Source organism: Massilia sp. UMI-21 (assembly GCA_015277795.1).
In the GTDB taxonomy this organism is placed as follows: Bacteria; Pseudomonadota; Gammaproteobacteria; order Burkholderiales; family Burkholderiaceae_D; genus Telluria.
On record CP063848.1, the window covers coordinates 4,245,419 to 4,271,569 of the forward strand.

General features: G+C 66.0%; 27 protein-coding genes. 24 read left to right on the forward strand and 3 right to left on the reverse strand.

Features of this window, described 5'->3' with window-relative positions:
* Positions 1-358 precede the first annotated feature (358 nt).
* From IM543_18720 to IM543_18755, 8 genes are all read left to right on the forward strand, one after another.
* A complete protein-coding gene (locus tag IM543_18720; GenBank protein ID QOY93563.1) occupies positions 359-1,837 on the forward strand; it encodes a flagellin in 1,479 nt (492 codons plus the stop codon).
* 85 nt (positions 1,838-1,922) lie between these two features.
* Positions 1,923-2,279, forward strand: a complete 357-nt coding sequence (locus tag IM543_18725; protein ID QOY93564.1) for a flagellar protein FlaG — start codon at positions 1,923-1,925, stop codon at positions 2,277-2,279.
* A 193-nt stretch (positions 2,280-2,472) separates the two neighbouring features.
* On the forward strand, positions 2,473-5,130 hold the full coding sequence (fliD, locus tag IM543_18730) for a flagellar filament capping protein FliD (GenBank protein ID QOY93565.1): 2,658 nt from the start codon (positions 2,473-2,475) through the stop codon (positions 5,128-5,130).
* Positions 5,131-5,150: 20 nt separating this feature from the next.
* On the forward strand, positions 5,151-5,612 hold the full coding sequence (gene fliS, locus IM543_18735) for a flagellar export chaperone FliS (protein ID QOY93566.1): 462 nt from the start codon (positions 5,151-5,153) through the stop codon (positions 5,610-5,612).
* Between the two features lie 50 nt (positions 5,613-5,662).
* A complete protein-coding gene (locus IM543_18740) occupies positions 5,663-5,947 on the forward strand; it encodes a flagellar protein FliT (protein ID QOY96756.1) in 285 nt (94 codons plus the stop codon).
* A gap of 28 nt (positions 5,948-5,975) precedes the next feature.
* Positions 5,976-7,106: a flagellar hook-length control protein FliK gene (locus IM543_18745; GenBank protein QOY93567.1), complete on the forward strand. Its 1,131-nt coding sequence runs from the start codon at positions 5,976-5,978 to the stop codon at positions 7,104-7,106.
* Positions 7,099-7,491, forward strand: a complete 393-nt coding sequence (locus tag IM543_18750; protein ID QOY93568.1) for an EscU/YscU/HrcU family type III secretion system export apparatus switch protein — start codon at positions 7,099-7,101, stop codon at positions 7,489-7,491. The genes IM543_18745 and IM543_18750 overlap by 8 nt, the downstream gene beginning before the upstream one ends.
* Positions 7,484-8,233, forward strand: a complete 750-nt coding sequence (locus IM543_18755; GenBank protein QOY93569.1) for a flagellar brake protein — start codon at positions 7,484-7,486, stop codon at positions 8,231-8,233. Before IM543_18750 ends, IM543_18755 begins: the two co-directional genes overlap by 8 nt.
* A gap of 71 nt (positions 8,234-8,304) precedes the next feature.
* Here IM543_18755 and IM543_18760 read toward each other — a convergent pair whose 3' ends face one another.
* Positions 8,305-8,910, reverse strand: coding sequence for a response regulator transcription factor (locus IM543_18760; protein QOY96757.1), 606 nt, complete (start codon positions 8,908-8,910; stop codon positions 8,305-8,307).
* Positions 8,911-9,120: 210 nt separating this feature from the next.
* Here IM543_18760 and IM543_18765 point away from each other — a divergent pair, with 210 nt between their 5' ends.
* Positions 9,121-9,582 carry an Rrf2 family transcriptional regulator gene (locus IM543_18765; GenBank protein QOY93570.1) on the forward strand — a complete coding sequence of 154 codons (462 nt, stop codon included), beginning with the start codon at positions 9,121-9,123 and terminating at the stop codon, positions 9,580-9,582.
* Positions 9,583-9,640: 58 nt separating this feature from the next.
* On the opposite strand, the gene fliE is transcribed toward IM543_18765, so the two are convergent.
* Positions 9,641-10,009 carry a flagellar hook-basal body complex protein FliE gene (fliE, locus tag IM543_18770; GenBank protein QOY93571.1) on the reverse strand — a complete coding sequence of 123 codons (369 nt, stop codon included), beginning with the start codon at positions 10,007-10,009 and terminating at the stop codon, positions 9,641-9,643.
* A 184-nt stretch (positions 10,010-10,193) separates the two neighbouring features.
* On the opposite strand from fliE, the gene fliF reads away from it, so the two are divergent.
* From fliF to IM543_18845, 15 genes are all read left to right on the forward strand, one after another.
* A complete protein-coding gene (fliF, locus tag IM543_18775; protein ID QOY93572.1) occupies positions 10,194-11,885 on the forward strand; it encodes a flagellar M-ring protein FliF in 1,692 nt (563 codons plus the stop codon).
* Positions 11,878-12,882 (forward strand): flagellar motor switch protein FliG, encoded by a 1,005-nt coding sequence (fliG, locus tag IM543_18780; GenBank protein ID QOY93573.1) that lies wholly within the window; start codon positions 11,878-11,880, stop codon positions 12,880-12,882. The genes fliF and fliG overlap by 8 nt, the downstream gene beginning before the upstream one ends.
* Entirely contained in the window at positions 12,882-13,598 is a 717-nt protein-coding gene (locus IM543_18785; protein ID QOY93574.1) for a flagellar assembly protein FliH, read from the forward strand. Before fliG ends, IM543_18785 begins: the two co-directional genes overlap by 1 nt.
* Positions 13,599-13,738: 140 nt before the next feature.
* Positions 13,739-15,142, forward strand: a complete 1,404-nt coding sequence (gene fliI / locus IM543_18790) for a flagellar protein export ATPase FliI (protein ID QOY93575.1) — start codon at positions 13,739-13,741, stop codon at positions 15,140-15,142.
* Between the two features lie 50 nt (positions 15,143-15,192).
* Complete coding sequence (gene fliJ / locus IM543_18795) at positions 15,193-15,636, forward strand: flagellar export protein FliJ (GenBank protein QOY93576.1); 444 nt, start codon at positions 15,193-15,195, stop codon at positions 15,634-15,636.
* A 17-nt stretch (positions 15,637-15,653) separates the two neighbouring features.
* Positions 15,654-16,943, forward strand: coding sequence for a flagellar hook-length control protein FliK (locus IM543_18800; GenBank protein ID QOY93577.1), 1,290 nt, complete (start codon positions 15,654-15,656; stop codon positions 16,941-16,943).
* A gap of 148 nt (positions 16,944-17,091) precedes the next feature.
* Positions 17,092-17,634, forward strand: a complete 543-nt coding sequence (gene fliL / locus IM543_18805) for a flagellar basal body-associated protein FliL (protein ID QOY93578.1) — start codon at positions 17,092-17,094, stop codon at positions 17,632-17,634.
* Positions 17,635-17,644: 10 nt separating this feature from the next.
* Complete coding sequence (fliM, locus tag IM543_18810; GenBank protein ID QOY93579.1) at positions 17,645-18,628, forward strand: flagellar motor switch protein FliM; 984 nt, start codon at positions 17,645-17,647, stop codon at positions 18,626-18,628.
* A 58-nt stretch (positions 18,629-18,686) separates the two neighbouring features.
* On the forward strand, positions 18,687-19,121 hold the full coding sequence (fliN, locus tag IM543_18815) for a flagellar motor switch protein FliN (GenBank protein ID QOY93580.1): 435 nt from the start codon (positions 18,687-18,689) through the stop codon (positions 19,119-19,121).
* Entirely contained in the window at positions 19,118-19,936 is an 819-nt protein-coding gene (fliO, locus tag IM543_18820; GenBank protein QOY93581.1) for a flagellar biosynthetic protein FliO, read from the forward strand. The genes fliN and fliO overlap by 4 nt, the downstream gene beginning before the upstream one ends.
* Positions 19,926-20,675, forward strand: a complete 750-nt coding sequence (gene fliP, locus IM543_18825) for a flagellar type III secretion system pore protein FliP (GenBank protein QOY93582.1) — start codon at positions 19,926-19,928, stop codon at positions 20,673-20,675. Before fliO ends, fliP begins: the two co-directional genes overlap by 11 nt.
* Before the next feature lie 13 nt (positions 20,676-20,688).
* Entirely contained in the window at positions 20,689-20,958 is a 270-nt protein-coding gene (gene fliQ, locus IM543_18830; GenBank protein ID QOY93583.1) for a flagellar biosynthesis protein FliQ, read from the forward strand.
* A 15-nt stretch (positions 20,959-20,973) separates the two neighbouring features.
* On the forward strand, positions 20,974-21,819 hold the full coding sequence (gene fliR / locus IM543_18835; GenBank protein QOY93584.1) for a flagellar biosynthetic protein FliR: 846 nt from the start codon (positions 20,974-20,976) through the stop codon (positions 21,817-21,819).
* Between the two features lie 158 nt (positions 21,820-21,977).
* Positions 21,978-22,271: a hypothetical protein gene (locus IM543_18840; protein ID QOY96758.1), complete on the forward strand. Its 294-nt coding sequence runs from the start codon at positions 21,978-21,980 to the stop codon at positions 22,269-22,271.
* A gap of 61 nt (positions 22,272-22,332) precedes the next feature.
* Positions 22,333-22,941 carry a PH domain-containing protein gene (locus IM543_18845; GenBank protein ID QOY93585.1) on the forward strand — a complete coding sequence of 203 codons (609 nt, stop codon included), beginning with the start codon at positions 22,333-22,335 and terminating at the stop codon, positions 22,939-22,941.
* A gap of 68 nt (positions 22,942-23,009) precedes the next feature.
* Here IM543_18845 and IM543_18850 read toward each other — a convergent pair whose 3' ends face one another.
* Complete coding sequence (locus IM543_18850; protein ID QOY96759.1) at positions 23,010-25,754, reverse strand: TonB-dependent receptor; 2,745 nt, start codon at positions 25,752-25,754, stop codon at positions 23,010-23,012.
* Positions 25,755-26,151: the final 397 nt, after the last annotated feature.

Consider the following 26,151-nt stretch of genomic DNA (forward strand, 5'->3'; position numbering starts at 1 on the left):
ATCCGCCGGCGAGCGCAGGATGAGTTGTTGAAAAAATATTTACCACGGGTAGCCAGCCTTCACCATTGTTGTCAAATAGCTCTTATTTTTCGTGAGGATGGGGTGTGGTTCGCTGCCCTTTACGAAAAAAATAAATTATTTTTGACCCTCAAGTTCGCCATTTCCCTGTCGTTTAAGCGCGGCGCCCGAGGGAACTTGAGCGAAAAACGTCGAAATTATTTTTAGTGCCGACCATCAAGTTTTTGCCGTGGAGCACGTTACCAGCAACAACAGCGGTGTGATCGTCACGGAACAGCGTGGCGCACCAAAGTGAACAGGGCAAGGTGGCCCACCCCGAAATACAGTCTGGAGAAATACCATGGCATCCGTAATCAATACCAACGTCGCATCCCTGAACTCGCAGCGTAACCTGTCGACCTCGCAAGCTTCCCTGAACACCTCGATCCAGCGCCTGTCGTCGGGCCTGCGCATCAACAGCGCCAAGGACGACGCTGCCGGTCTGGCCATCTCGGACCGCATGAATTCGCAGATCAAGGGCATGACCCAGGCCACCCGCAACGCGAATGACGGCGTGTCGATGGCCCAGACCGCCGAAGGCGCCCTGTCGAGCTCGGGCGACATCCTGCAACGTGTCCGTGAACTGGCAGTGCAGTCGTCGAACGCATCGAACTCGGCCAGCGACCGCAAGGCCCTGCAGACCGAAGTCACCCAGCTGACCTCGGAACTGAACCGTATCTCGAACACCACCGAATTCAACGGCCAGAAGCTGCTGGACGGCTCGATGGGCACCGCGAACTTCCAGGTCGGCGCCAACGCAGGCCAGCTGATCTCGATGACCGGCTCGAACTTCAGCACCAGCACCTACGGCAACAACCGCGTGCAATCCAACGCCCTGGCCGGCACCACCAACGGCACCGTCGCCACCGGCAGCCTGTTCATCAACGGCTCGCAAGGCTCGAAGGAAGTCACCTTCGACGCCGACATCAGCGCCAAAGCCGCCGCAGCACAGATCAACAACGTCAGCAGCGATACCGGCGTGAGCGCCAGCGCCAAGACCGACGTGTCGTTCAAGGCCGCCGCCGGCAAGGCGTTCACCCTGGACGTCGTCTCGGACAACAGCAGCGCTGCCACCGTGTCGTTCACCGTCGGCAGCGCCGGCACCTCGGACGACTATGCCGCCGCGATCAGCGCCGTCAACGCGCAGACCGCCAAGACCGGCGTGACCGCATCCTACGACGCGACTGCCAAGAGCCTGAAGCTGACCAACAGCTCGGGCAACGACATCAAGCTGACCAACAAGTCGACCGACAACGCCTCGACCGCCTCGGTGCAGACCTACCAGAAAGACGGCGTCTCGCTGAACACCGCCGGCGCGCTGACCTCGGACAACACCGCAGCCAACGCCGCCACCGTCGCCAAGGGCAACATCACGCTGGATTCGGACCAGGGCTTCTCGACCGCCAACGGCACCACCCCCAGCGGCTGGGGCGCGATGCTGGGCGGCAAGTCGTCGGAACTGAAGTCGGTCGCCAACATCGACATCAGCACCTTCGAAGGCGCACAGCTGGCGATCAAGACCGCCGATGCAGCTCTGAGCTCGGTCAACAGCAAGCGTGCCGAATACGGCGCACTGCAGTCGCGCTTCGACTCGGCCATCTCCAACCTGCAGTCGACCACCGAAAACCTGTCGGCATCGCGCAGCCGCATCGTCGACACCGACTTCGCTTCGGAAACCGCGAAAATGACCCGCGGCCAGATCCTGCAGCAGGCCGGCACCTCGATGCTGGCCCAGGCGAACTCGCTGCCGAACGGCGTCCTGTCGCTGCTGCGTGGTTAATCACCGGCTAGTTAGTCCATCCGTGCAGTAAAACGGATCCTCGGCTGAAGAAATTCAGCCGAGGATTTTTTGCTAGGGAAGTCACATGAACATCCAACCTCTTGGTTCACCCGTGGCGTCGCGGCTGGAGGAGCGCGCGCTCCCGGCGATCGAGCAAGCAAACGCCGCCTCGGCCAAGGTAGCGAAGCCCACCGAAACGCCGGAGGCCGCCCCGCCCTCGCGCGCGCAGCTCGGTGAGGCGGTCAAGAAGATCAACGAGGGCATGGCAGCCTCGTCGCAAAGACTGGAATTCGCGATCGACGACGACAGCAAGGAGATCGTCGTCAAGATCATCGACCAGGATACACGCGAAGTGGTGCGCCAGATCCCGTCGGTTGAAGCGCTCGAGATCGCCAAGTCGATCGACAAGATGCGCGGCCTGCTGATCAGCCAGACCGCCTGAGCTCACGGCAACCGCATCACCGCTTCACCCGCTCCCGGCGCGCCTTCCGATGGCGCGCCGTGCCTGCGCACGTCCATCCGCCGCGTAGCGCGACTTTTCTCATCTATTTGAATAGACGGCCATTTCCCACTCTTAAGTCCGGTTTGCTTCTGTCGATAATGACTTACATTATCGCTTTCACGGGAGAAACAAAGTGGGCATCAGTTCAAGCGGCATCGGCTCCGGCCTCGACGTCGAAGGCATCATCAGCAAGCTGATGCAGGCCGAAGCGGCGCCGCTGGCCAACTTCGACAAGAAGGCGGCGGCGCTCCAGTCGCGCATGGCCGCGTTCGGCAAGGTCAGCGCAGCGGTCGGCAGCTTCCAGGGTGCGCTGACCTCGCTCAATTCTCCCGCAACCTTCAGTGCCCTGAGCACCAGTTCCAGCAACAAGGACCTCTTGAGCGCCACCGCCGGCGCCGGGGCCGTCGCGGGCAAATACAGCATCAATGTGTCGCAGCTGGCCTCGGCGCAGAGCCTGAGCACGGCCGGCCGGGCCAGCATGAGCGCCACCATCGGCTCCGGCGCCAAGACCACCCTGAGCTTCCAGTTCGGCAGCATCGGCGGCGGCAGCTTCGGCGTGGCCGGCACCGCGCTGGGCGCCTCGGTCGCGACCGGCGGCATCAGCAACGGCTCGCTGACCATCAACGGCACCGCCATCGTCACCAGCAGCACGACCCGCAGCGCGGCCCAGCTTGCCGAGGCGATCAACGCCAAGAGCGACACCACCGGCGTCACCGCCAAGGCCGGCACGGCCACCAGCGCCGCCAGCCTGTTCGCCGGCTTCGGCGCCGTCACCACCGACGCCGGCGCCAGTTACGCCCTGAACGTCGGCGGCGTCCAGATCGTGTCGCAGGCCGGCACCGGCGCCACGCTGGGCGCGGCGGACGTCGACGCGGCCCTGGCCGGCGGCACCGTCGGTGCGGCGCTCGGCGCCGCCAACATCAGCTTTACCGGCAGCGCCGTCGACGGCACGCTGCAGTTCACCGCGGCCGACGGCGCCAACCTGACCGTGGCCGAAGTCATCGGCGGCAGCGGCAGCGTCACCGGCGGCACCCAGGGCGCCGGCGTGGCCAACACCGGCACCAGCGCGACCACCACCGCCGGCGTGACCCTGAGCTCGAAGAACGGCAGCCAGATCCTGGTCGGCGGGACCAACCCGGCCGCCGCCGGCCTGGCGGCCGGCAGCGCCGGCAGCTACCTGGGCGGCGCCGCCTTCAGCCAGGACGGCGCGCAGGCCAGCGGCACCGTGACGCTCGATGCCGGCGACCAGTCGCTGCAGGGCATCCGCGACGCCATCAACAAGGCCAACATCGGCGTCACCGCCACCATCCTGTCCGACGGCGGCGACAACCCCTACCACCTGGTGCTGACCTCGAACAAGACCGGCGAGAAGTCCTCGATGAAGATCAGCGTCGACGGCGTCGACGGCCAGCCCGCCGACCCGGCCATCGCGGCGCTGCTCGGCCACGACCCGGGCGGGGTGCAGGGCCTGACCCAGACCAGCGCGGCCCAGGACACCCTGCTCAACATGAACGGGATCGACATCCGCAGCAGCAGCGCCAGCGTGACCGACGCCGTGCAGGGCGTGACGCTCGACCTCACCGGCACCGGCAGCACCACGCTGAACGTGACCCGCGACACCGCCGCGGTCTCGACCGCCGTGAATAATTTCGTCAAGGCCTATAACGAACTCAACAAGACGATCTCGAGCCTGGCCGGCTACAACGCCGAGACCAAGACCGCCGGCGTGCTGCAGGGCGACGCCTCGGTGCGCTCGATCCAGAACCAGCTGCGGCGCCAGCTCGGCGCCGCCGTCGAAGGCCTGGGCGGCAAGCTGACCACGCTCAGCCAGGTCGGCATCACCTTCCAGAAGGACGGCGGCCTGGCAGTCGATTCCGGCAAGCTGAACAAGGCCGTCACCGAGAACTTCGCCGAGATCGGCGGCCTGTTCGCAGCGATGGGCAAGGCCACCGACGGACAGATCAAGTTCGACAAATCGGGCGCGGCCACCAAGCCGGGCACCTATGGCGTGAACATCACCAGCCTGGCCACCCAGGGCACGCTCACGGGCGCCGCCGCGCTGTCGGGCTCGACGACGATCGCCTCGAACACCGCCTGGCGCGTCACCCTGAACCAGACCGACCCGGTCACCGACACCAAGATCCAGGAAATCAAGCTGACCGCCGGCACCTATACCAACGCCCAGCTGGCGTCGATGCTGCGTGCGGCGATCAACGGCAACGCCGCCTTCGCCGGCGCCGGCGACACGGTCGAGACCAAGGTCGAGGACGACGGCCGCCTGTCGCTCTCCTCGAGCAAGTATGGCGACACCTCGAACATCGAGATCGCCCTCGTCAGCGGCACCGACCCGGCCACCCTGTTCGGCGGCGCCACGCCGGTCAAGGGTGCGAACGTCGAGGGCACGATCGGCGGCGTCGCCGCCACCGGCAACGGCCAGGCCCTGACCGCTGCCGCCGGCTCGCCCGCCGACGGCATCCAGCTCTCGATCACCGGCGGCCTGGTGGGCGAACGCGGCACGGTCAGCTTCTCCAAGGGCTTCGCCTTCGAACTGACCAACCTGGCCACTGCTTTCACCGGCAAGGACAGCCTGCTGAACAGCAAGACCGACGGCCTGAACGTCACGCTCAAGTCCATCACCAGCGCGCGCGACCGTTTCGAGTCGCGCCTGGAAAGCACTGAAAAACGATACCGGGCGCAATTCACGGCGCTCGACACTGCCCTGATGTCGATGCAGTCGACCTCGGCCTACCTGACCCAGCAGCTTGCGGCGCTCACCGCGAACGCAGGCTAAGCCTTCACCTGGAGAACACGATGTTTGGAACCATGCAACGCGGCGTCGGCGCCTATGCGAAAGTCGGTCTCGAGACCGGCGTCGCCGGCGCTTCCCCGCACAAACTGATCGTCATGCTGTACGACGGCGCGATGGTCTCGATCCTGAGCGGCATCACCAACATGAAGGCCGGGAATGTCGCCGCCAAGGGCGCCGCCATCTCGAAAGCCATCAACATCATCGACAACGGCCTGCGCGCCGCCCTCGACAAGAAGGTCGGCGGCGAGATCGCCCAGAACCTCGACGCCCTGTACGAATATATCAGCGCGCGCCTGCTCAAGGCCAACCTCGCGAACGACCCGGCGATGCTGGAAGAAGCACACGGGCTGCTGTCCGAACTGCGCGACGCCTGGAATGCAATCGATCCGCAGGCCGCCGCGGGCGCAGCCCAGGCCGGAGCCGCCCCGGCGCCCATGCGTGCCCCCACCCTGATGAGTGCCTGAGAGCCATGCCACAGATGACCAGCGAAGATATCGTCGACACCTATGAAACCATGGCGGTGATCACCGACCAGATGCTGCGCGCGGCCAATGACAGCGACTGGGATCGCCTGGCCGAGCTCGAGAAGCAGTGCGCCCTGCACGTGCGCCAGCTCAAGGACAACGAGCCGCAGCCGCTGGCCGGCCCGCAGCGCGTCAAGAAGGTCGATGCGATCCGCCGCATGCTGGCCGCCGACCGCCAGATCCGCGACCTGAGCACCCCGTGGATGGCGCGCCTGTCGGCCCTGATCAACAACACCTCGACCGAACGCCGCGTCGCCCGCGCCTACGGTATCTAGGGCCGCAAGGCCGGACTGACGCACCAGCATGCTGCCGCGCGAGCTCGTCTCCAGCGTCGGGCCCGTCACACCGGCGCGGCCGGCCGAACATCTCAACGATCCGCGCCAGCAAGCCTTCCAGCGCGCCCTTGCGCCCCAGCTGGGCAAGGCGCTGCACGGCGAGGTGCTGGCCAAGCTGAGCGACGGCAGCTTCGTGGTCAAGGTCGCCAACATCCCCGCCCGCATGCAGTTGCCGGCAGGCAGCAAGGTCGGCGCCGACCTGCCGCTGACCCTGGTGTCGGTCCATCCGCGCCCCACCTTCCAGGTCGGGCTGGGGGCCAATCCCGTGTTCAGCGAAGCGGGTCCGCCGCTGCCCCAGGGCGCCGACCCGGGCAAGGCGCCGCTCGCGATGCGCGAAGGCAGCGCGGCCCAGGCCGGCGCCGCCGTCGGGCGCGCCGCCGCGCTGCTGCAAGCGACGGCGGCCGGCAGCGCCGCCCAGTCGCTCGGCCTTGAGTCCAACACCACGACCCTGAGTCAGGCCGGCAAGACCATCGGCGGCGTGCTCGCGGCCGCGCAGAAGGCGGACACCCCGCTGACCGCCGCCCTCGGACGGGCGCCGATCGTGGCCGCGGCCGGCATGGATGCTTCCAGCATCGCGGCCGGCCTGCAGCAGGCGGTCGGCAAGAGCGGCCTGTTCTACGAATCGCACGTGGCCGAATGGGCGCAGGGCGGGCGCGCCCTGGCCGAGCTGAACGCCGAGCCCCAGCAGCAGCTGGCCAGGGAAGGCGCGCGCCCGCAAGCGCTCGATCCGGGCACCGCCCAGTTCATCAACCTGCAGCTGGCCACCCAGGAGCAGGCCCAGCTCGCCTGGCAGGGCAAGCTGTGGCCGGGCCAGGCGATGCGGCTGGAAGTGCAGCGCGACACCTCCGAGGGCCAGCACGGCGCCGGCGAGGGAGAAACGCCCTGGCACAGCCGCCTGCGCCTGCGCTTTCCCGAACTGGGCGAGCTCGACGCCCGCCTGACGCTCACCGGCGGGCGCCTGCAGGTGCAGTTCGCGGCCGGCAGCGAAGACACCGCCGCCCTGCTGCGCCGCCACATGGACAGCCTGGCCGGTGCGCTGGAAGCGGCCGGCACCCAGCTGGCCGGTTTCGACGTGCGCGCGGTCCCGGACCATGACTGAGGCGCGGGACAAGCCGGACGGGGGAGCCAAGGCGCGCCGCCAGAGCGCCGTCGCCCTCGCCTATGGCAACGGCGACCCGGCCCCCAAGGTGGTGGCCAAGGGCCAGGGCCTGGTCGCCGAGCAGATCATGCGCCGGGCCAGGGAGGCCGGCGTGTTCGTCCATGAATCGAAGGAACTGGTGGCGTTGCTCATGCAGGTGGACCTCGACCGCGAGATTCCGCCGGCACTGTATCGCGCAATTGCGGAACTGTTGGCGTGGCTATATCATATTGAGTCGGCTCAGAAACAAGGCTTGCCGCTTTCACAAGCATTGCAGCCCCCACCCGATCCGACGACCCACCTCAACCTGGATGACGCAGCGAACGCTGGCACAAGTAATGACTAATCAGGAACTGGAGAACTGGCACGACTACGAGGTAACGTCGCGTCGTGAAATCGTGGCGCTGCTGCGCCAGATCGGCGAGAAGCACCAGTTGGTACGGATGCTGGTCAAGGGCGAGGCCGACGTCTGCGTCACCACCGTCCTCGAGGTCGATCCCGATACCGATACCATGGTGCTGGACCGTTCGGTCGAGCGCATGCAGAACGAGCGCATCATCGAATCCGGCAAGGTGCGCTGCGAGACCTCGCTCGACAAGATCCGCATCCTGTTCGGCGCCGAGAACCTGCGCCCCACCCTGTTCGAGGGCGGGGCCGCGCTGCGCGCCGACATCCCGCCCAGCCTGATCCGCCTGCAACGCCGCGAGTACTACCGAATGGAAACGCCCGTGTCGAACCCGGTGCGCGCGATCATTCCGCTGCCGCTCGAACACGGCGGCGGCACCGGCGTCTTCCCGCTGCACGACATCAGCTGTGGCGGCATCGCCATCCTCGACAACAAGCTCCAGCTCGGCACGACGATCGGCGCGACCATTCCCAACTGCCGCATCGAATTGCCCGAGATCGGTCCGGTCACCGCGACCCTGGAAATCCGCAATTCGCTCGACCTGACCCTGCTGAACAACAAGTCCAACCGCCGCATCGGCCTGCAGTTCGCCGACATGTCGCGTGGCGCCATGGCCGGCGTGCAGCGCTACATCACCAAGCTCGAACGCGAACGCAACGCGCGCCTGGCCGGCCTGGCCTGACGGATCGGCTGTTCAGCAGGCCGCAATGGCAGTCAGGATATTTGCCGGACACCAGATCGGCCGCACCCGGCTCAGGCCGGGCACTCGGCCGGCGACTGGGCGCCCCCGCCCCCCGGCCTGATCAGGCCGCGCTGGGTGGCGACCACCACGGCATGGGTCCGCGCGGTGGCGTCGAGCTTGCTCATGACACCCTTCACGTGGGTCTTCACGGTGCCCACGCCGATGCCGAGCTTGCGCGCGATCGACTTGTTGCAGCAGCCCTGCGCCAGCAACTGCAGCACGTCGGTCTCGCGCCCGGTAAGCGATTCGCGCGTCAGGCTGTCGGCCACGCTGCGGCTCATCGATTCGCTCAGGTAGCGCTGGCCGCGCGCCAGCTGCTGCACGGCATGGGCCAGTTCGTCGGGGCCGCAGGACTGCAGCAGGTAGCCGGCCACGCCGGCATCCATTGCCAAGCGCACTTCCCACTCCTTGTCGAACTGGGTCACCACCAGCACGGCGGGCGGCTGCCCGCCGTGCGACGGCTGGCGCGCCAGCGCAATGCCGGTATCGTAATCGGTGACCACGACGCGGGCCACGCGCTGCGCCTCGGGCTGGCGCAGATGGGTGGTGATGCGCAGGCCTGGCTGGTCGGCCAGGACAGCATGCAGGCCGATGGTCAGGATCGGGTCGGCGTGCATGATATGGACGGCGGAAAAAATCGCTTGCATGTGCTTGCTCCGGCATACGGCGGCGAATGGACTGGGCCTTGCGGGCCCGAATTGCCGACATATTGAAACGACAAGAACAGCAAAGCAAGTAATGGTTTGTAATAGCTAGTCGGTGCATATGCCGATGGAATCGGCCGCCGGCATACTGCCGCCCGGCGCATGCGCTATACTTTGCGGATCATGCGTCTGACTTCCTTTACCGATTACACCCTGCGCACCCTGCTCCACCTCGGCAGCAATCCCGGCCGCCTGGTGACGATCCAGGAGATCGCGGACCTGCACAAGATTTCAAAGAACCATCTGATGAAGGTGGTGCACGAATTGGGGCGCAACGGCGTCATCGAGACCATCCGCGGCCGCAACGGCGGTTTCCGCCTGGCCCACAAGCCGGAAGAGATCAATATCGGCGCGGTGGTGCGCCAGAGCGAGAGCGACTTCTACATGGCCGAATGCTTCGACCCGGGCGGCAATCCGTGCGGACTGGTCCAGGACTGCGCCCTCAAGGGCGTGCTCTCGAACGCCACCACGGCCTACCTCGACGAGCTCGACCGCCATACCCTGGCCTCGCTGCTGCCGGAACCGAGTCCACGCGACGGCGCCATTCCGGTGACCTTCCACCGCAAGGACGCGCAGGCGGCCTGAACGGCGAAAAAAACCGGCCATGCGGCCGGTCCTTGTTCGTGCCCGTGTTTTCCAGCCCTTACACCTGCATGTTCATGATGTCGTGATAAGCCGACACCAGTTTGTTGCGTACTTGCACCGTTCCCTGGAATGCGATGCTGGATTTCTGCATTGCGATCATCGTGTCGGACAGGCTCACGGTATCATCCCCCATCGCAAAACGCTTGCCGAGTTCTTCCGCGTTCTTCTGGGTGGCGCTGACCTGCTGCAGCGAGGTCTTGAGCGCATCGGCGAAGTCGAGCTTGGCAACGCCGCCCTGGGGGGCCAGCCCGCCCGCACCCGTGGCGGCAACGGGGCTGGCGGCCGGCTTGGTCGCCGCCGCTTTCAGCTGTTCCATCATCGCCTGGATGCGGCTGCTGTCGATGCCGCCGATTCCGCCAATACTCATCGTTTTCTCCTGCCCGAGGGCTTGTCCACTTTGTTCAGGCTGTCAGATTACCAGCGCTCGAACAAGTTCCTCGCGTGAAGAAGCATGGGTTTCCACCCCTATTTCTTGGTTTGAAAGTTGCTCTGTGGCTTCATAATGCGATCTCATTCTAAAAATCCCTCCATCCTGGAAACATCCACACACCATGGCAGCAGTTGCTGATGAACTGATCGACACCCCGGCCGCCGAACCAGAGGCGCCGCAGGGCTTTTTGCAGACCACCATGGGCAAGCGCGTCGCGCTCGGCGGCGGCATCGCGCTGGTGGTCGCCATCATGGCCGCGCTCTGGATGTGGAGCCAGGCGCCGGAATACCGCGTGCTGTTCTCGAACTACAGCGACCGCGACGGCGGCGCGATCACCGCGTCGCTCGACCAGATGGGGGTCAAGTACCAGTTTTCCGAAGGCGGCAGCGCCATTCTGGTGCCGGCCGAGCAGATCCACGACCTGCGCCTCAAGCTCGCCGCCCAGGGCCTGCCCAAGGGCGGCAACGTCGGCTTCGAGCTGATGGAAAACCAGAAGCTGGGCGTGTCCCAGTTCCTCGAACAGGTCAATTACCAGCGCTCGCTGGAGGGTGAACTGGCGCGCTCGATCCAGTCGCTCGGTTCGGTCGGCGCCGCGCGCGTGCACCTGGCCCTGCCCAAGCCCTCGGTGTTCGTGCGCGACCAGCAGAAGCCGACCGCCTCGGTGCTGCTGAACCTGCAGCCGGGCCGCGCCCTCGACCCGGGCCAGGTCAGCGCCATCGTCCACCTGGTCGCCTCGAGCGTGCCGGAACTGACGATCGGTAACGTGACGGTGGTCGACCAGAACGGCAACCTGCTGTCGGACACCTCGAACAAGACCGGCAACAAGGGCCTGGACGCAACCCAGCTCAAGTACGTCGAGCAGGTCCAGCAGAACATCATCAAGCAGGTCGAGTCGATCATCGCCCCGCTGGTCGGCAAGGAAAACGTGCGCGCCGAAGCGACCGCCGAGATCGACTTCGCCCAGGTCGATACCGCCGCCGAGATTTACAAGCCGAACTCGCCGCCGGAGCCGCAGGCGATCCGCAGCCAGCAGACCTCGGAATCGACCCAGCCGGGCGCGGGCGCCTCGGGCATCCCGGGCGCGCTGTCGAACCAGCCGCCGGGGGTGGCCACCGCGCCGATCGACGGCCAGGCGCCCGGCGCAGGCCCGGCCCCGGCCGCCGGCCCGACCCGCAAGGACGCGACCACCAACTACGAAGTCGACAAGACCATCCGCTACGAGCAGCGCCCGATGGGCGGCATCAAGCGCCTGACCGTGGGCGTGGTGGTGAACTACCGCCGCTCGGTCGACCCGAAGACCGGCAAGATCGTCGTCAAGCCGCTAGCTGCGAACGAAGTCGCCCAGCTCAACGAGCTGGTGAAGCAGGCGATGGGCTACTCGCAGCAGCGCGGCGACACCCTGAACGTCACCAACGCACCGTTCGACGGCGTCGACCGCCCGGACGACACCCCGCCCGAACTCGACTGGTGGCGCGACCCGGCCAACCTGCCGCTGGCCAAGGAAATCGGCAAGTACCTGCTGCTGTTCGCGGTGCTGGCCTTCCTCTACTACCGGATCCTGCTGCCGCTGATGCGCCCGGCGATCAAGAAGTTCGACGAGGTCACCGCCCTGCCGCCGGAACCGGAACCGGAAGAGGAGGAGGTCTCGGAAGAAGTCGCGGCCGAGATCGCCGAGGAAGAGCTGGAAGAACAGGAAGTGGAGCGCCGGAACCAGGGCTACCGGGCCAATCTCGCAATGGCGCAGGAACTGGCCCGCCAGGACCCGCGCATCGTTGCCAACGTCGTAAAAGCATGGTTGGGATCAAATGAGTGACAAGGACAAGGAAGGCGTACAGCAGGCAGCGATCCTGATGCTGGCCCTGGGCGAAGCGGAAGCGGCCGAAGTGATGAAGTTCCTCGGCCCGCGCGAAGTGCTCAAGCTCGGCGGCGCGATGGCGCAGATGAAGGCGGTGCAGCACGGCGAAGTGGTGAAGGTGCTGGAAGCCTTCGTCGAAGAGACCAACCTGCATTCGACCGTCGGCCTCGATTCGGACGAGTACATCCGCCAGGTGCTGACCAAGGCGCTGGGCGACGACAAGGCCGCCGTGCTGCTCAACCGCATCCTGGGCGGCAAGGACGCCTCGGGCATCGAGAGCCTCAAGTGGATGGACTCGCCCTCGGTGGCGGAACTGATCCGCAACGAGCACCCGCAGATCATCGCCACCATCCTGGTGCACCTCGAGCGCGACCAGGCCTGCGAAGTCCTGGCCAACTTCACCGAGCGCCTGCGCAACGACGTGGTGCTGCGCATCGCCACCCTGGACGGCGTCCAGCCGGCCGCCCTGCGCGAGCTGAACGACGTGCTGACCAAGCTGTTGTCGGGCAACGAGAACATCAAGAAATCCTCGCTGGGCGGCGTGCGCACCGCGGCCGAGATCCTGAACTTCATGAGCGGCGAGCAGGAATCGGCGGTCATGGACAACATCAAGAACTACGACAACGACATGGCGCAGAAGATCATGGACGAGATGTTCGTGTTCGACAACATCATCGACATCGACGACCGCGGCATCCAGCTGCTGCTGCGCGAAGTCCAGTCCGAGATGCTGATCATCGCCCTGAAGGGCGCCTCGCAAGACTTGCGCGACAAGATTTTCAAGAACATGTCGCAGCGTGCCAGCGAGATGATGCGCGAAGACCTGGAGTCGAAAGGTCCCGTGCGCCTGTCGGAAGTCGAGTCCCAGCAGAAGCAGATCCTGCAGATCGTGCGCCGCCTGGCGGACGAAGGCCAGATCGTACTGGGCGGTAAAGGCGAGGATTCGTTCGTCTGATGATTCCAAAGGAACAGCAAAGCGCTTACCAGCGCTGGGAAATGACCTCGTTCGGCGACGAGCGCCCGAGCACCCAGGCGCGCCGCGCCGCGACGGCGCCGCCACCTGCCCCGGAACAGGTGGCGCAGCCGGTCGAAATCGTCCCCCACATCGCGCTGCCGACCGCCGAAGAACTGGAAGCGCTGCGCGAGCAGGCCCGCGCCGAGGGCTATGCCGAAGGCCTGGCGGAAGGCCGCGCCGCCGGTCATGCCGAGGGCTACGCGGACGGCGCCAAAACCGGCCAGATCGAAGCCGAGGGCGAGCTGGAACACCTGCGCGCGATCGCCGCGACCTTCAGCGAAGCCGTGGTGCAGGCCGACGAAACCATCGCCCACGACGTGCTGGAACTGGCGCTGCGCCTGGCGCGCGGCATGGTGCGCACGGCTTTCGAGGTGCGCCCGGAACTGATCCTGCCGGTGGTGCAGGAAGCGATCGGCTACCTGCCGGTGCTGTCGCAGCCGGCCACCTTGACCCTGCATCCGGAAGACGCCGAGATCGTGCGCCAGGCCATGGGCCAGGAACTGGTCAAGGGCGGCTGGCGCATCGTGGACGATGCGACGCTGGGACGCGGCGGCTGCAAGGTCGATACGGCCAGCAACCAGATCGATGCGCAGGCGCAGGCGCGCTGGGCGCGCCTGACGCATGCGCTGCAAAGTAACGTTGATTGGTTGACGTAGGGTGGGCGGGGTAATTTAGGCCAGTGGCCTGAATTACAAACGCCCACGCGGTGATAGCTTCAACTTGATATATCGCGGCCGTGCTGGCGGCTGTTGAACGCGTGGGCGGCAAAGCCGCCCACCCTACGAAAAACGAACCGATGACGACGCATACAACCGACCGCCACACCGCCCGCTGGAAATCCTTCATCAAGGACTGCGATTCCCTCGTGGGCCTGGCCGAGCCGATGCAGGTGTCGGGCCGCGTCACGCGGGTGGCCGGCCTGGTGATGGAATGCGTCGGCCTGAAGCTCGCGGTCGGCAGCGCCTGCACCATCCCGGTCGCCAACGGCCAGCGGATCGAGGCCGAAGTGGTGGGCTTCGAGGGCGAGCGCCTGTTCCTGATGCCGCAGAGCGACGTCGAGGGCGTGGTGCCGGGCTCGCGCGTGTTCCCGGTCGAGGCGGCCCTGCCGAAGCCGGGCACGGTGCAGCACCCGCGACGGCGCCCGAGCGACCGCGCGCGCCACCTGCCGGTGGGCATGCAACTGCTGGGCCGCGTGGTGGATGGCGCCGGCCGCCCGCTGGACGGCAAGGGTCCGCTCGGCACCGACGAGATGGGGCCGCTCAATGCCCGCCCGATCAACCCGCTCGACCGCGCGCCGATCTCGGAAACCCTGGACGTCGGCGTGCGCGCCATCAATGCCATGCTGACGGTCGGCCGCGGCCAGCGCCTCGGCCTGTTCGCCGGCACCGGCGTCGGCAAATCGGTCTTGCTGGGCATGATCGCGCGCTACACCACCGCCGACGTGATCGTGGTCGGCCTGATCGGCGAACGGGGACGCGAGGTCAAGGAATTCATCGAGCAGATCCTGGGGCCGGAAGGCCGCGCCCGCTCGGCGGTGGTGGCGGCGCCGGCCGACTCCCCTCCCCTGATGCGCCTGCAGGGCGCCGCCTACGCCACCGCGATCGCCGAACACTTCCGCGAGCAGGGCAAGAATGTCCTGCTCATCATGGACTCGCTGACCCGCTACGCGATGGCCCAGCGCGAGATCGCGCTGGCGATCGGCGAGCCGCCGGCCACCAAGGGCTATCCGCCCTCGGTGTTCGCCAAGCTGCCGGTGCTGGTGGAACGGGCCGGCAACGGCGTCGAGGGCGGCGGCTCGATCACCGCCTTCTACACCGTGCTGTCCGAGGGCGACGACCAGCAAGACCCGATCGCCGACGCGGCGCGCGGCATCCTGGACGGCCACATCGTCCTGAACCGCCACCTGGCCGAAGCCGGCCACTACCCGGCGATCGACATCGAACAGTCGATCTCGCGCGCGATGCACTCGATCACCTCGCACGAGCACCAGCTGGCCGCGCGCAGGCTCAAGCAGCTGTATTCGCGCTACCAGCGCTCGCGCGACCTGATCAGCGTCGGCGCCTATGCCGCCGGCAGCGATCCGGTGCTGGACCAGGCGATCGCCAAGCACGAGCAGATCGAGCACTTCCTGTGCCAGGAAATCCACGACAACGCCGGCATGCTGGAGAGCTTGGGGCAATTGACCTCTCTATTCCAGTGATGGAAAAGTGCTGGGCGGAACTATACTCTGCTCATTAACGTGACCCTGTTATGGCCAATCCTTCCGCCCTCGAGACCCTGATCGACCTGGCACAACGCGATTCCGACGCGTTTGCCAAGCGCCTCGGCGCGGCCCTCAAGGGGGTCGAAGAGGCCGAGCAGAAACTGGTCATGCTGGACGGCTACCGCGACGAATATGTCCGCAAGCTCGACGCGGCGCAGATGGCGGGCATCACGCCTTTCGCGTACCACAACTTCGTTGCCTTCATCGGCAAGCTGGACAACGCCATCATCGGCCAGCGCGAAGTGATCAAGCACGCGCAGTACAAGGCGGACGTGGAAAAGAAGGCCTGGCAGGAAAGCGAGCGCAAGCGCCTGTCGTACCGGACCCTGAACGAACGCGCAGCAAGCGAGGCGCTGGCGATCGAGAGCAAGCGCGACCAGAAACTGATGGACGACCACGCGGCCCGTGGCGCCCGCTACAAACAACGGTGAATGAAAGCTGATCCGCCATGACGATGCAGACGACTACCCTTCCGTTCCAGGTCTCCGGCGGCGCCGTGCCGGCCCAGCCTCAGTCGCAACGACCAGCGGCGGCCGGCGTGCAGGCGCCCGACAACCTGAATTTCAGCGCGACGCTGTCGCGCGCCATGGCGCCGCCCGCTCCGCCCCCGGCAGCCGCAGCCGCTCCCGCGAACAAGCCGGTGGCGCCGGCCCGGCCGGCCGACAAGCCGGCTGCGCCGGCACCGAAGAGCGCGGCGCGCGAGCCGGCCCGACAGAACGAGGCGGCCCCGGATACACCGGCGCCGGCCCGACAGGCAGCCGGCGAGCGCGGCGCGGCCGATCCGGCCAAGGACGCGGCAGCGGCCGAATCGGCCAGCGCCGCCGCCGAGGCCGCAACCACCCCGGTGACCGACATGCTGGCCTTCATGGCCAGCCTGGCGCAGCCGGCCCCGGCGCCGGCCGCGCCGGCCGCCGCGCCGGCAGGCGCTGCGACGGCGGCGGGCGCCGACCCGCAACTGGCCGCCCTCCAGTCCGCCATCACCCAAGGCGAGGCCATCGACGGCAGCGCGGCGACCGACCCGGCCCTGTCCGCCACCGACGACGACGCCGGCGGCTTCTCGCTGGCGGCCGGCGTCGAGCCTGCGGCGCAGGACGGCGCCGACCTGCGCGCCCTGCAGCAGAGCGGCCAGGCCGCCCTCCAGGCCGACGTGGCCAAAGGCCAGCCGCAGCTGCGCGACGCCGCCGCCGCCAAGGCTGCCGCCGTGGAAACGCCAGTGCCGAGCGTCACCCAGCTGCAGGCCCAGGCCACCAGGCTGGAAGCAGCGGCCAACCCGGCCGCCGTGCCGGCCGACCGGATTCCGGCGCGGGTCGGTACCCAGGCCTGGGACAACCAGGTCAGCCAGCGCATCGTGTACATGGTGGGCAAGGAGCAGGCCGCGACCCTGACGCTGAACCCGCCGGACCTCGGTCCGGTGCAGGTGGTGCTCAACGTGGACAACGACGGCGCCAGCGTGGCCTTCTCGTCGAACCAGCTGGAAGTGCGCCAGGCCCTGGAAAACGCCCTCCCGCGCCTGCGCGAAATGATGAGCGAGAGCGGCATCGCGCTCGGTAACGCGACCGTGGACGCCGGCACGCCCGACGGTCGCCAGGCGCAGCAGGATGGCGAGCGCCGCCCGAGCGGCAACGGCGGCTTCGGCAACGCGGGCGGCACGGCCGCGGCGAACGATGAGAATCCGGCACGTCCCGCTACCCGCAGCGTGGCGCTGGGCGACAGCGGCATGGTCGATACATTTGCATGAGTAGCTGGTAAATCGTCAACACGGTCACGCAACAATCACCGGGATTGCACCCCGTTATTCCCTCTTTTCGGGGCTTGGCGGGCTTGGCTTCGCCGCGATAATGCCATAATGACGAAACCATTCTTTTAGGCAGTAAAGAGACATCTCGATGGCGCAAGCAAAAACAAAGGTCGATCCGAAGGCAGACGCGGCAGCAGCAGGTGCGGCGTCCGGCTCCAAGAAGAAGCTGGTGGTGATCGCGGTAGCGGCTGTGCTGCTGCTCGGCGGCGGCGGCGGCGCGGCCTGGTATTTCATGCATGCGGGCGGCGACGCGGCTGCGGCCGAGCACGACAGCCCGAAAGAGTCCAGGAAGAAGAAAAAACGCGACTCCGGCGTCAAGCCGGAATACGTGCCGGTCGAGTCCTTCACGGTCAACCTGCAGCCCGAGAACGGCGAACAGTACCTGCAGGTGCAGTTCACCCTGCAGGTCGGCGGCACCGAACAGGCGACGCTGATCAAGGACAACATGGCGATCGTGCGCAACCGCGTGCTGCTGCTGCTGTCGGGCAAGAAGGCATCGGAGATCAGCACGGTCGAAGGCAAGCAGCAGCTGGCCGCCGAGATCCAGGCGATCGTCCAGGAACCCTTCGAGCGGGACGGCGACGAGCAGGACGTTACCGACGTATTGTTTACCTCGTTCATCATCCAGTAGCAGAAGCACCATGGCCGATAATTTCCTCTCACAGGAAGAAGTCGATGCCCTCCTCAAGGGGGTCAACGGCGATCAGGACGACATTGCGGCGCCTGAAGACACCTCGGGGGTACGCACCTACAACCTGGCGACGCAGGAGCGGATCGTGCGCGGCCGCATGCCGACGCTCGAGATCATCAACGAGCGTTTCGCCAGGTATCTGCGGGTCGGCCTGTTCAACTTCCTGCGCCGCAGCGCCGAGGTCTCGGTCGGCTCGGTGCGGGTCTCGAAGTACAGCGAGTTCATCCGCAACCTGGTGGTCCCGACCAACCTCAACCTGATCCACATGAAGCCGCTGCGCGGCACCGCGCTGATGGTGTTCGACCCGGGCCTCGTGTTCCTGCTGGTGGACAACCTGTTCGGCGGCGACGGCCGCTTCCACACCCGCGTGGAAGGCCGCGACTTCACCCAGACCGAGCAGCGCATCATCATGCGTATCCTCGACATCGTGTTCGAGGCCTATGCCAAGTCGTGGGAACCGGTGTACCCGATCGAATTCGAGTACATCCGTTCCGAGATGAACACGCAGTTCGCCAACATCGCGACCCCGAACGAGGTCGTGGTGTCGTGCACCTTCACCATCGAACTCGGTTCGGTGTCGGGCCAGATCCACTTCTGCATGCCCTACTCGATGATCGAGCCGATCCGCGACGCGCTGACCTCGAGCATCCAGGGCGAGGCCCTGGAAGTCGACAAGCGCTGGGTGCGCCTGATGACGCAGCAGATCCAGGTCGCCGAAGTCGAACTGGTGGCGGTGCTGGGCGAAGGCCGCGCCAACTTCGACGAGATCCTCAACATGAAGATCGGCGACGTCATCCCGATCACGGTGCCGGAAACCCTGCAGGCCACGGTCGACGGGGTGCCGGTGATGGATTGCAGCTACGGCGTCTTCAACGGCCAGTACGCGCTGAAGGTAGAGAAACTGCTCGCCAACAGCGACAGCTTCAACAAGTAACGATCGAATCACAGTATGAATCGGCCCGCGCAGGACGCGGGCGACACAGGAGAGCACCATGTCTGATACCCAGGACGACCAGGCCAGTCTCGACGACGATTGGGGCGCGGCGATTGCCGAACAGGCCGCAGCCGAAGCCGCGGCGCTGGAACGCCAGCAACAACAGCAGGCCACCGCCACCGCCGCCGTGTTCCAGGATTTCTCGAACAAGGGCACGCGCAACGAAACGCCGAACGACATCGACTTCATCCTCGACATCCCGGTCCAGCTGACCGTGGAGCTCGGCCGCACCAAGATCGCGATCAAGAACCTGCTGCAGCTGGCGCAAGGTTCCGTGGTCGAGCTCGACGGCCTGGCCGGCGAGCCGATGGACGTGCTGGTGAACGGCTGCCTGATCGCCCAGGGCGAGGTGGTGGTCGTGAACGACAAGTTCGGTATCCGCCTGACTGATATCATTACGCCGTCGGAACGGATCAGAAAACTCAATAAATGACATCGCGCAACATCGGCAATCGCATTGCGGGACGGACGACCGTCCTGCGGCTCGCAGCGGCGCTGCTGTTCGCGCCGCTGGCAGCCTGCGCGGCGCCGGTCGGCGCCGGCCAGGCCCCTGCCGCCCAGCAGCAAGTTGCCGCTCCCGCCGCCCGGCAGGCCGATGCCCGCAGCGACGCGGCGGTCGCTGCGCCGATCCCGACGCCGGCTCCTGCTGCCCAGGAAACCCAGCCCCTGCCGCGCGGCGCCACCACCACCGGCCGCCCGGCCACACCCGCCCGTCCGGCGCCGTCCGGCCCGGTCTCGACGCCGCTACAGTCGCCCGGCCCGGCGCCCATGAACACGACGCCTGCGCCCGCGGCCGAGCAATCGGCCGCCCCTGCCCCGGCAGTCGCGACGCCGGCCCCGGACCAGCGCCCGCCCCAGGTGGTGATGCCGGCGTCGCGCACGCCGGCCACCGGCAGCCTGCTGCAGACCATCCTGGCCCTGGTGCTGGTGCTGGGCCTGCTGCTCGGCCTGGCCTGGGTCGTGAAGCGCTACGGCCCGCGTGCCATGGGCGCCAGCGCCAACGTGAAGCTGGTCGGCGCGCTCAACATCGGCGGCCGCGAACGCATCATGGTGGTCGAGGTGGGCGACCAGTGGATCGTCGTCGGCGCCTCGCCGGGACGGGTCAACGCCCTGGCCACCATGCCGCGCCAGGAAGAAACCGGTTCGCAGGCGGCGCTCGCCGCCCATGCTGCGGATGGCCGTCCCCCGGCCGCCGGCAGCTTCGGCGACTGGCTCAAGAACACGATCGACAAACGCAATGCGAAATAAAACATTCTTGCAGGGCGCGGCCCTCGCCGGGCTGGCCCTGCTGCCGCTGGCGGTGCTGGCCCAGCCCGGCATTCCGGCCTTCACCACCAGCCCGGCGCCGGGCGGCGGCACCCAGTTCTCGCTGCCGGTCCAGACCCTGATCCTGCTGACCGCGCTCACCTTCCTGCCGGCCGCGCTGCTCATGATGACCGCGTTTACCCGCATCATCATCGTGCTGTCGCTGCTGCGCCAGGCGATCGGCACCCAGACCGCGCCGCCGAATCAGGTGATGGTCGGCCTGGCGCTGTTCCTGACCTTTTTCGTGATGGGCCCGACCTTCGATCGCATCTACACCGAGGCCTACCTGCCGCTCCAGCAGAACCAGGTCCAGATGAGCGAGGCGCTCGATCGCGGCGTGGTGCCGCTCAAGGAATTCATGATCAAGCAGACCCGCCAGTCCGACCTGGCGCTGTTCGTCAAGATCTCGCGCTCGCCGGCCCTGCAGGGCCCGGAAGACATCCCGCTGCGGGTGCTGATCCCGGCCTTCGTGACCAGCGAACTCAAGACCGCGTTCCAGATCGGCTTCGCGATCTTCATCCCCTTCCTGATCATCGACATGGTGGTGGCCTCGGTGCTGATGGCGATGGGTATGATGATGATGTCCCCAGCGGTGATCTCGCTGCCGTTCAAGCTGATGCTGTTCGTGCTGGTCGACGGCTGGCAACTGCTGCTGGGCTCGCTATCCCAGAGTTTTTACTGAAGAAGACACGCGCATGACTCCCGAATCCGTCATGACCATGGGCCGCACCGCGATGGAGGTCACGCTGATGGTCGCCGCCCCGATGCTGCTGGTGGCGCTGATCATCGGCCTGATCATCAGCATCTTCCAGGCCGCGACCCAGATCAACGAAGCGACCCTGTCCTTCATCCCCAAGCTGGTCGGCATCTTCGTTGCCCTGGTCGTGGCCGGGCCCTGGATGCTGTCCACCATGCTCGACTACATGCGCCAGGTGTTCACCAGCATCCCCGGCATGATCGGATAGCGTCGTGGGTATGGGATGCTGAGCCTCACGACAGGCGAGATGAATGCCTGGATCGCGGGGCTGCTGTGGCCGCTCACGCGCATCCTCGGCCTGGTGGCCAGCGCGCCGCTGTTCGGCAATGCCGGCGTGCCGATGTCGATCAAGGTCGCGCTCGGCGTGCTGCTGGCCTCGGTCATCGCCCCCACCGTGCCCGATATCCCGGCCGTCGACCCGACCTCCTGGGCCGGCATCCTGATCCTGGTGAAGGAACTCCTGATCGGCGTGGCGATGGGCTTTGCCATGCGCATCGTGTTCGCCGCCATCGAATACGCCGGCGAAGTGGCCAGCATGAGCATGGGCCTGGGCTTCGCCATGTTCTTCGACCCGAACTCGCACGGCCGCTCGTCGGCGGTGGGCCAGTTCCTGGCGCTGGTGGCGACCATGGCCTTCCTGGCGGTGAACGCCCACCTGGTGCTGCTGGCGGCACTGGCCGAAAGCTTCCATGCGCTGCCGATCGCCAGCACGCCGTTCTCGGGCAACGCGCCGCTGGAACTGGCGCGCTGGGGCGGGCGCATCTTCGCCAGCGGCCTGCAGCTGTCGCTGCCGATCATCGCCGCCCTGCTGGTCACCAACGTCGCGCTGGGCATCCTGACCCGCGCCGCGCCGCAGCTGAACATCTTCGGCATCGGCTTCCCGGTGACGCTGGGAGTGGGCTTCCTGACCCTGAGCCTGGCCATGCCCTACCTCGGCATGCCGATCGTGAACCTGTTCAACGAGGGCATCGAAACCGGGCGGGCCGTGGTGCGCACCGCGACACCGCGCAATGCCGCGCCGCCGCCGGCGCCCACGGGCCAGGCGGCGGTGCGCCCCGCGCCCGGCTAGCCTGCTATGCTGGTCCGGTCAGAACCCGTTTGGCCCGACATGTTGCACGTTCGTCCCCTGCACCTGCATCCGCACCTGCACCCCGCCGCAGCTGGCGGCAAGCCTGCCGGGCAGCGCCCCCCTCGCGCCGGTTCGAACTATTGCTTAAGGAGAAAATGATGCGCGCTTTGATACTGACGGCAGCGAGTGCATGTTGCTTGCTCGGGTGTGCCACCCCTCAAGAACGAGCCATGAAGCAACAAGCCGAGATGGAGCGCATGATGGCCGAATTCGGGCCGGCCTGCACCCAGCTGGGCTATGCAGCCAATACCGACCTCTGGCGCAATTGTGTGCTGGAGTTGGCCGCCAAGAACGACCGCGGACGCGGCGGCGTATCGACCTCGATCTTCGGCGGCTGGGGCAGCGGAGGACGCGGTTCCGGCCTGGGCATCGGCATCGGCATCGGCCGTTAGACGCAGTTAATTCACGGTAAATTAATGGTAATGTGATCGCTTTCATCACGAGAGGGCGATCATGTTCAAGAAACTGGCAGCGGAAGCACTGGGCATCAGCGATATCGGCGTCATCGTCGGGCCTGCGGACTACAACAAGGTCGATGCCGACGACTACCTGTTCAACGAGGACGGCGAACAGATTTTCTTTCTCATCAAGAGCAAGAAAGACGAGTATTGCTTCACCAACCTCGCGCTGATCCACGTGGACGGCGACTCGGCCGTGTCCTCGAAGCGCGCGATCAAGCGCTACGACTACGCCTCGCACCAGATCTCCGGCGTCAGCATCGAAACCGCCGGAACGCTCGACATGGACATCGAGCTCAAGTTCAGTCTGGACAGCACGGTGTTCTCGATCGACGTCAAGAAGACCCATATCGAACAGCTCAAGGACATCTACAAGGCCCTGATCTCGATCGGCAAGCAGCAGCAGCGCGATGCGGCGTCGCGCGACAATGCACTGCGCGCGCTCGAGGCCACCGCCTCCGTGCACAAGCTGAACATCGCGCCGGGCGAAGGCGGCCTGGTCAAGCAATACGGCGACTTGCTGGCGGCCCTGAACAGCGCCATGTTCGACACCCACACCAAGCGCGATTTCAGCGACGTGTTCACCAAATACATCCACAACTAAGCATTCGCGCCCATAAAAAAAGACCAGGCCGGGGCCTGGTCTTTTGCTGTCTACCGACGCTCAGGCGATCAGTAGGTGTAGCTGGCGGCGAAGCCGAAGCGGCGGAACTGCGGGCTCCAGCCACCGCGCCAGCTGATCGGCGCTTCGCGGGCGAAGACATTGTCGACGTAGGCGTTCAGCCTGACGTGCGGAATGCCGGTGTAGGCCAGGCTGTAGTTCCAGGTCGTGTTGCTGCCGATGCGGCCGCAGGTGTCCATGTACTCCGCAGCAACCTTCTGGGTCACGCAGTAGGTCGGCGACGCGATGCTGTTGGCGCTGTAGCTGCTGGCGAAGTTGGCGGTGACGGCATGGTCGAAATCACCCTGCTTCAGGTAGGCCTTGGCAACCACGGTCAGGCGCGAGCCGTAGTCGTAGGTGCCGCCCTGGTTCGGGCCGTAGGCATTGTCGGTGACGCTGAACTCCTGGAATTTCAGGATGTAGCTGCCGTCGAGGGCCAGGCGCACGGTCTGGCCCAGCACGTCGAAGCGGCCCTTGCCGTCGAAGTCGAAGCCCTGGACACGGGTACGGCCGCTGTTGACGTACGGGTTGTAGATCATGCCCAGCTGGCCGACCGGGTAGGCCAGGGTCGTGTTCGGCGCATACTTCTTCACCAGGGCCAGGAACTGGTTGTCGTTGGCGCTGCTGTCGACACGGATCAGCTGGCCAGCCGGCAGGCTGTCTTCGCCGCGCAGGATGTCGACCACCGAACGGCTGCCGATTTCGTTACGACGCTCGATGAAGTAGTAGTCCAGGCCCGCGCTCCAGTTCTTGATCGGCTCGAACACCAGGCCGGCGGTCAGCGAGCGCGAGGTCTCCGGCTTCAGGTCCGGGTTCGAGGACACGAAGCTCGGCAGGCCGCCCGAGCACTCCGCGTTGCGGAAGCTGTTGGCCTGCGACTTGTCGGCGGTGGTCGCGTTCGGCGCGCCCTGCACCAGTGCGTTGAGCTGGTTGGCGATCGGGCAGCGCTTCGGATCGTTGACGCTGGTGGCCACCGACGAGCGGCCCAGGCCGTTACCCGATTCGACGATGTTCGGCGCGCGGAAGCCGCCCGACGCCGTCGCGCGCAGCAGCAGGCTGTCGGTCGCGTTGTAAGTCAGGCCCAGCTTCGGCGACACGTGCGCGTCCTGCTCGCCGGTCTTGTCGAGGCGGGCGGCGGCGTCCAGCACCAGCTTCTTGGTCAGCGGCACGCGCGCTTCGGTGAACAGCGCGTACTGGTTGACGTCGTCATCGACCTGCAGGCCGAAGATGCCGACCAGCTCGCCGCGCAGCACGTTGTCCGAGCTCGCCATCTTGTAGGCGTTGTTGCGGATGTCGGTGCCGATCGCCACGCTCAGCGGACCTGCCGGCAGTTGCATGACTTCGCGGGTGATGGTGGCGTCGAAGAACTTGACCACTGCTTCGCCATCGGTGGTACGGACCGGGAACATCGCGTTCAGCAGGGCCGGGTCGTTCTGCTGGCCGAACTTGTACTTGTTGTTGACGATCGCGTCGGTGTAGCCCGCCTGGCTGACCGCGCGGGTTGCCTTGTTGGCGGTCGACTTGGCCCAGCCCGCGGCCGATTTCCAGTCCCAGCCGGCGTAGGTGCCGGTCAGGGTCAGCATCACGCGCGATTGCTCGCTATCGGTGGTGTTGAAGTTGAAGCCGTCACCGGTGTCCATCAGGCGGGCACGGTATTCGACCGGGTAGCTGTACGGGTTCATCGGGTGGCCGACCGGCAGCTTCGGATACGAGAACGGACCGACCATCTTGCCGCCCATCACGTTGTACCAGATCGAGGACGAGGTGGTGGTGCTGCCGTTGCTCATGTTGAACGGCGTGATGATGTAATCGTTCTCGGCGCCGGCGTGCATGATCTCGAAGCTTGCATCGATGTCCTGGCCGATGCGGAAGCTGGTCACGCTGGTGACCGCGTAGCGCTTGTTGTCGGTGGTCTGGCCGCTGTACGGCAGGATGTCCATCTTGCACAGCTTGTCGGACGGATCGATGTTCGCGGGCGGGCAGCCAGGCGCCGCGACGTAGTTGGTCGCGCTGGTGTAGTAGTTACCGGTCGGCGAGAACGCGCTCTTCGCGTCCCAGGTCGAGCGGCCCGGGGTCAGGCGGTGCCAGGCCGGGTAGTACTTCTGCAGGTCGCCGGTGGTGTAACCGTCGCGCTTGTAGACTTCCGCGGTGACATAGGTATTGAAACCATTGGTGTCGATATCGCCCCAGCCGGCGATCACGGACAGGTTGCGGTTACGGTTGTCGTTGAAATGCTGCGATTCGCGGTAGCTGCCGCGCACCTTGAAGCCGGTGAATTCCTTGCGCAGGACGAAGTTGATCACGCCTGCGATCGCGTCGGAACCATAGATCGCCGATGCGCCATCCTTGAAGATCTCGACGCGCTCGATCGCGTCGCTCGGAATGGCGTCGAGGTTGGTGAAGTTCTCTTGCGCGTTGTCCGACAGGCCGTAGGGAGCGATGCGGCGGCCGTTGACCAGCACCAGGGTCGCCACCTTGGTCAGGCCGCGCGTGGAGGCGGAAGACGAACCGGTCGCGAAGCTGCCCGAGCTGGCGGTTGCCGAGTTGCTGCCGGCGTAGATCGAGGCGGTGGAGGTCAGGATGCCCAGGGCCGTGGTTTCGCCGGTCTTTTCGATGTCGTCGCGGGTCATGACCTGGACCGCCGCGGCGGCTTCGGTCTCGGTGCGCTTGATGCTGGAGCCGGTCACCTCCACGCGCTGCATCTGCGGCTGCGCGGGGATCGCTTCCTGGGCGCCCACCAGCGCAGGGAAGGCCATGGTCAACGCGACTGCGATGGCGCTCTTGTTCAAAGTATTCTTGTGCTTCACAACGACTCCTGGACTTTAAATTATTCTCATTGGTCCGCATCGCCCACCTGCCCTGTTTGCGGCAAGGTCAATACGTGAGAATACTCTTACACAACATTGCCCGACCGCAAAGATGGCAAGATGAAATTTAGGTAGGAAATTTTATCCGGATGTTATTTCGTCGCGTAATTGATACGTTTTATTACTCCGGGCATAAGGCTGTGACATGCAGCGCATACTGCCGTCATAAAAATATGCATGTGAACAAACGTTGTTGGCCGCCCTTCCCCCCTTTTATGCCCCGTGGAACGGCCCTGCACGGAACGCGAGAACTGCAAATCATGCTAAAGGGGGATAGGAGAAGCAG

Bases quoted from the DNA above. Each gene is read 5' to 3' on its own strand.
- IM543_18850 (QOY96759.1), bottom strand. From the start codon at position 25,754: ATGGCCTTCCCTGCGCTGGTGGGCGCCCAGGAAGCGATCCCCGCGCAG.
- IM543_18720 (QOY93563.1), top strand. From the start codon at position 359: ATGGCATCCGTAATCAATACCAACGTCGCATCCCTGAACTCGCAGCGT.
- fliO (QOY93581.1), top strand. From the start codon at position 19,118: ATGACATCGCGCAACATCGGCAATCGCATTGCGGGACGGACGACCGTC.
- IM543_18725 (QOY93564.1), top strand. From the start codon at position 1,923: ATGAACATCCAACCTCTTGGTTCACCCGTGGCGTCGCGGCTGGAGGAG.
- IM543_18840 (QOY96758.1), top strand. From the start codon at position 21,978: ATGCGCGCTTTGATACTGACGGCAGCGAGTGCATGTTGCTTGCTCGGG.
- fliM (QOY93579.1), top strand. From the start codon at position 17,645: ATGGCCGATAATTTCCTCTCACAGGAAGAAGTCGATGCCCTCCTCAAG.
- fliN (QOY93580.1), top strand. From the start codon at position 18,687: ATGTCTGATACCCAGGACGACCAGGCCAGTCTCGACGACGATTGGGGC.
- fliR (QOY93584.1), top strand. From the start codon at position 20,974: ATGCTGAGCCTCACGACAGGCGAGATGAATGCCTGGATCGCGGGGCTG.
- fliL (QOY93578.1), top strand. From the start codon at position 17,092: ATGGCGCAAGCAAAAACAAAGGTCGATCCGAAGGCAGACGCGGCAGCA.
- fliJ (QOY93576.1), top strand. From the start codon at position 15,193: ATGGCCAATCCTTCCGCCCTCGAGACCCTGATCGACCTGGCACAACGC.
- IM543_18745 (QOY93567.1), top strand. From the start codon at position 5,976: ATGCTGCCGCGCGAGCTCGTCTCCAGCGTCGGGCCCGTCACACCGGCG.
- IM543_18800 (QOY93577.1), top strand. From the start codon at position 15,654: ATGACGATGCAGACGACTACCCTTCCGTTCCAGGTCTCCGGCGGCGCC.
- fliF (QOY93572.1), top strand. From the start codon at position 10,194: ATGGCAGCAGTTGCTGATGAACTGATCGACACCCCGGCCGCCGAACCA.
- fliG (QOY93573.1), top strand. From the start codon at position 11,878: ATGAGTGACAAGGACAAGGAAGGCGTACAGCAGGCAGCGATCCTGATG.
- IM543_18740 (QOY96756.1), top strand. From the start codon at position 5,663: ATGGCGGTGATCACCGACCAGATGCTGCGCGCGGCCAATGACAGCGAC.
- IM543_18765 (QOY93570.1), top strand. From the start codon at position 9,121: ATGCGTCTGACTTCCTTTACCGATTACACCCTGCGCACCCTGCTCCAC.
- IM543_18760 (QOY96757.1), bottom strand. From the start codon at position 8,910: ATGCACGCCGACCCGATCCTGACCATCGGCCTGCATGCTGTCCTGGCC.
- fliP (QOY93582.1), top strand. From the start codon at position 19,926: ATGCGAAATAAAACATTCTTGCAGGGCGCGGCCCTCGCCGGGCTGGCC.
- fliS (QOY93566.1), top strand. From the start codon at position 5,151: ATGTTTGGAACCATGCAACGCGGCGTCGGCGCCTATGCGAAAGTCGGT.
- IM543_18755 (QOY93569.1), top strand. From the start codon at position 7,484: ATGACTAATCAGGAACTGGAGAACTGGCACGACTACGAGGTAACGTCG.
- IM543_18750 (QOY93568.1), top strand. From the start codon at position 7,099: ATGACTGAGGCGCGGGACAAGCCGGACGGGGGAGCCAAGGCGCGCCGC.
- IM543_18785 (QOY93574.1), top strand. From the start codon at position 12,882: ATGATTCCAAAGGAACAGCAAAGCGCTTACCAGCGCTGGGAAATGACC.
- fliQ (QOY93583.1), top strand. From the start codon at position 20,689: ATGACTCCCGAATCCGTCATGACCATGGGCCGCACCGCGATGGAGGTC.
- fliE (QOY93571.1), bottom strand. From the start codon at position 10,009: ATGAGTATTGGCGGAATCGGCGGCATCGACAGCAGCCGCATCCAGGCG.
- IM543_18845 (QOY93585.1), top strand. From the start codon at position 22,333: ATGTTCAAGAAACTGGCAGCGGAAGCACTGGGCATCAGCGATATCGGC.
- fliI (QOY93575.1), top strand. From the start codon at position 13,739: ATGACGACGCATACAACCGACCGCCACACCGCCCGCTGGAAATCCTTC.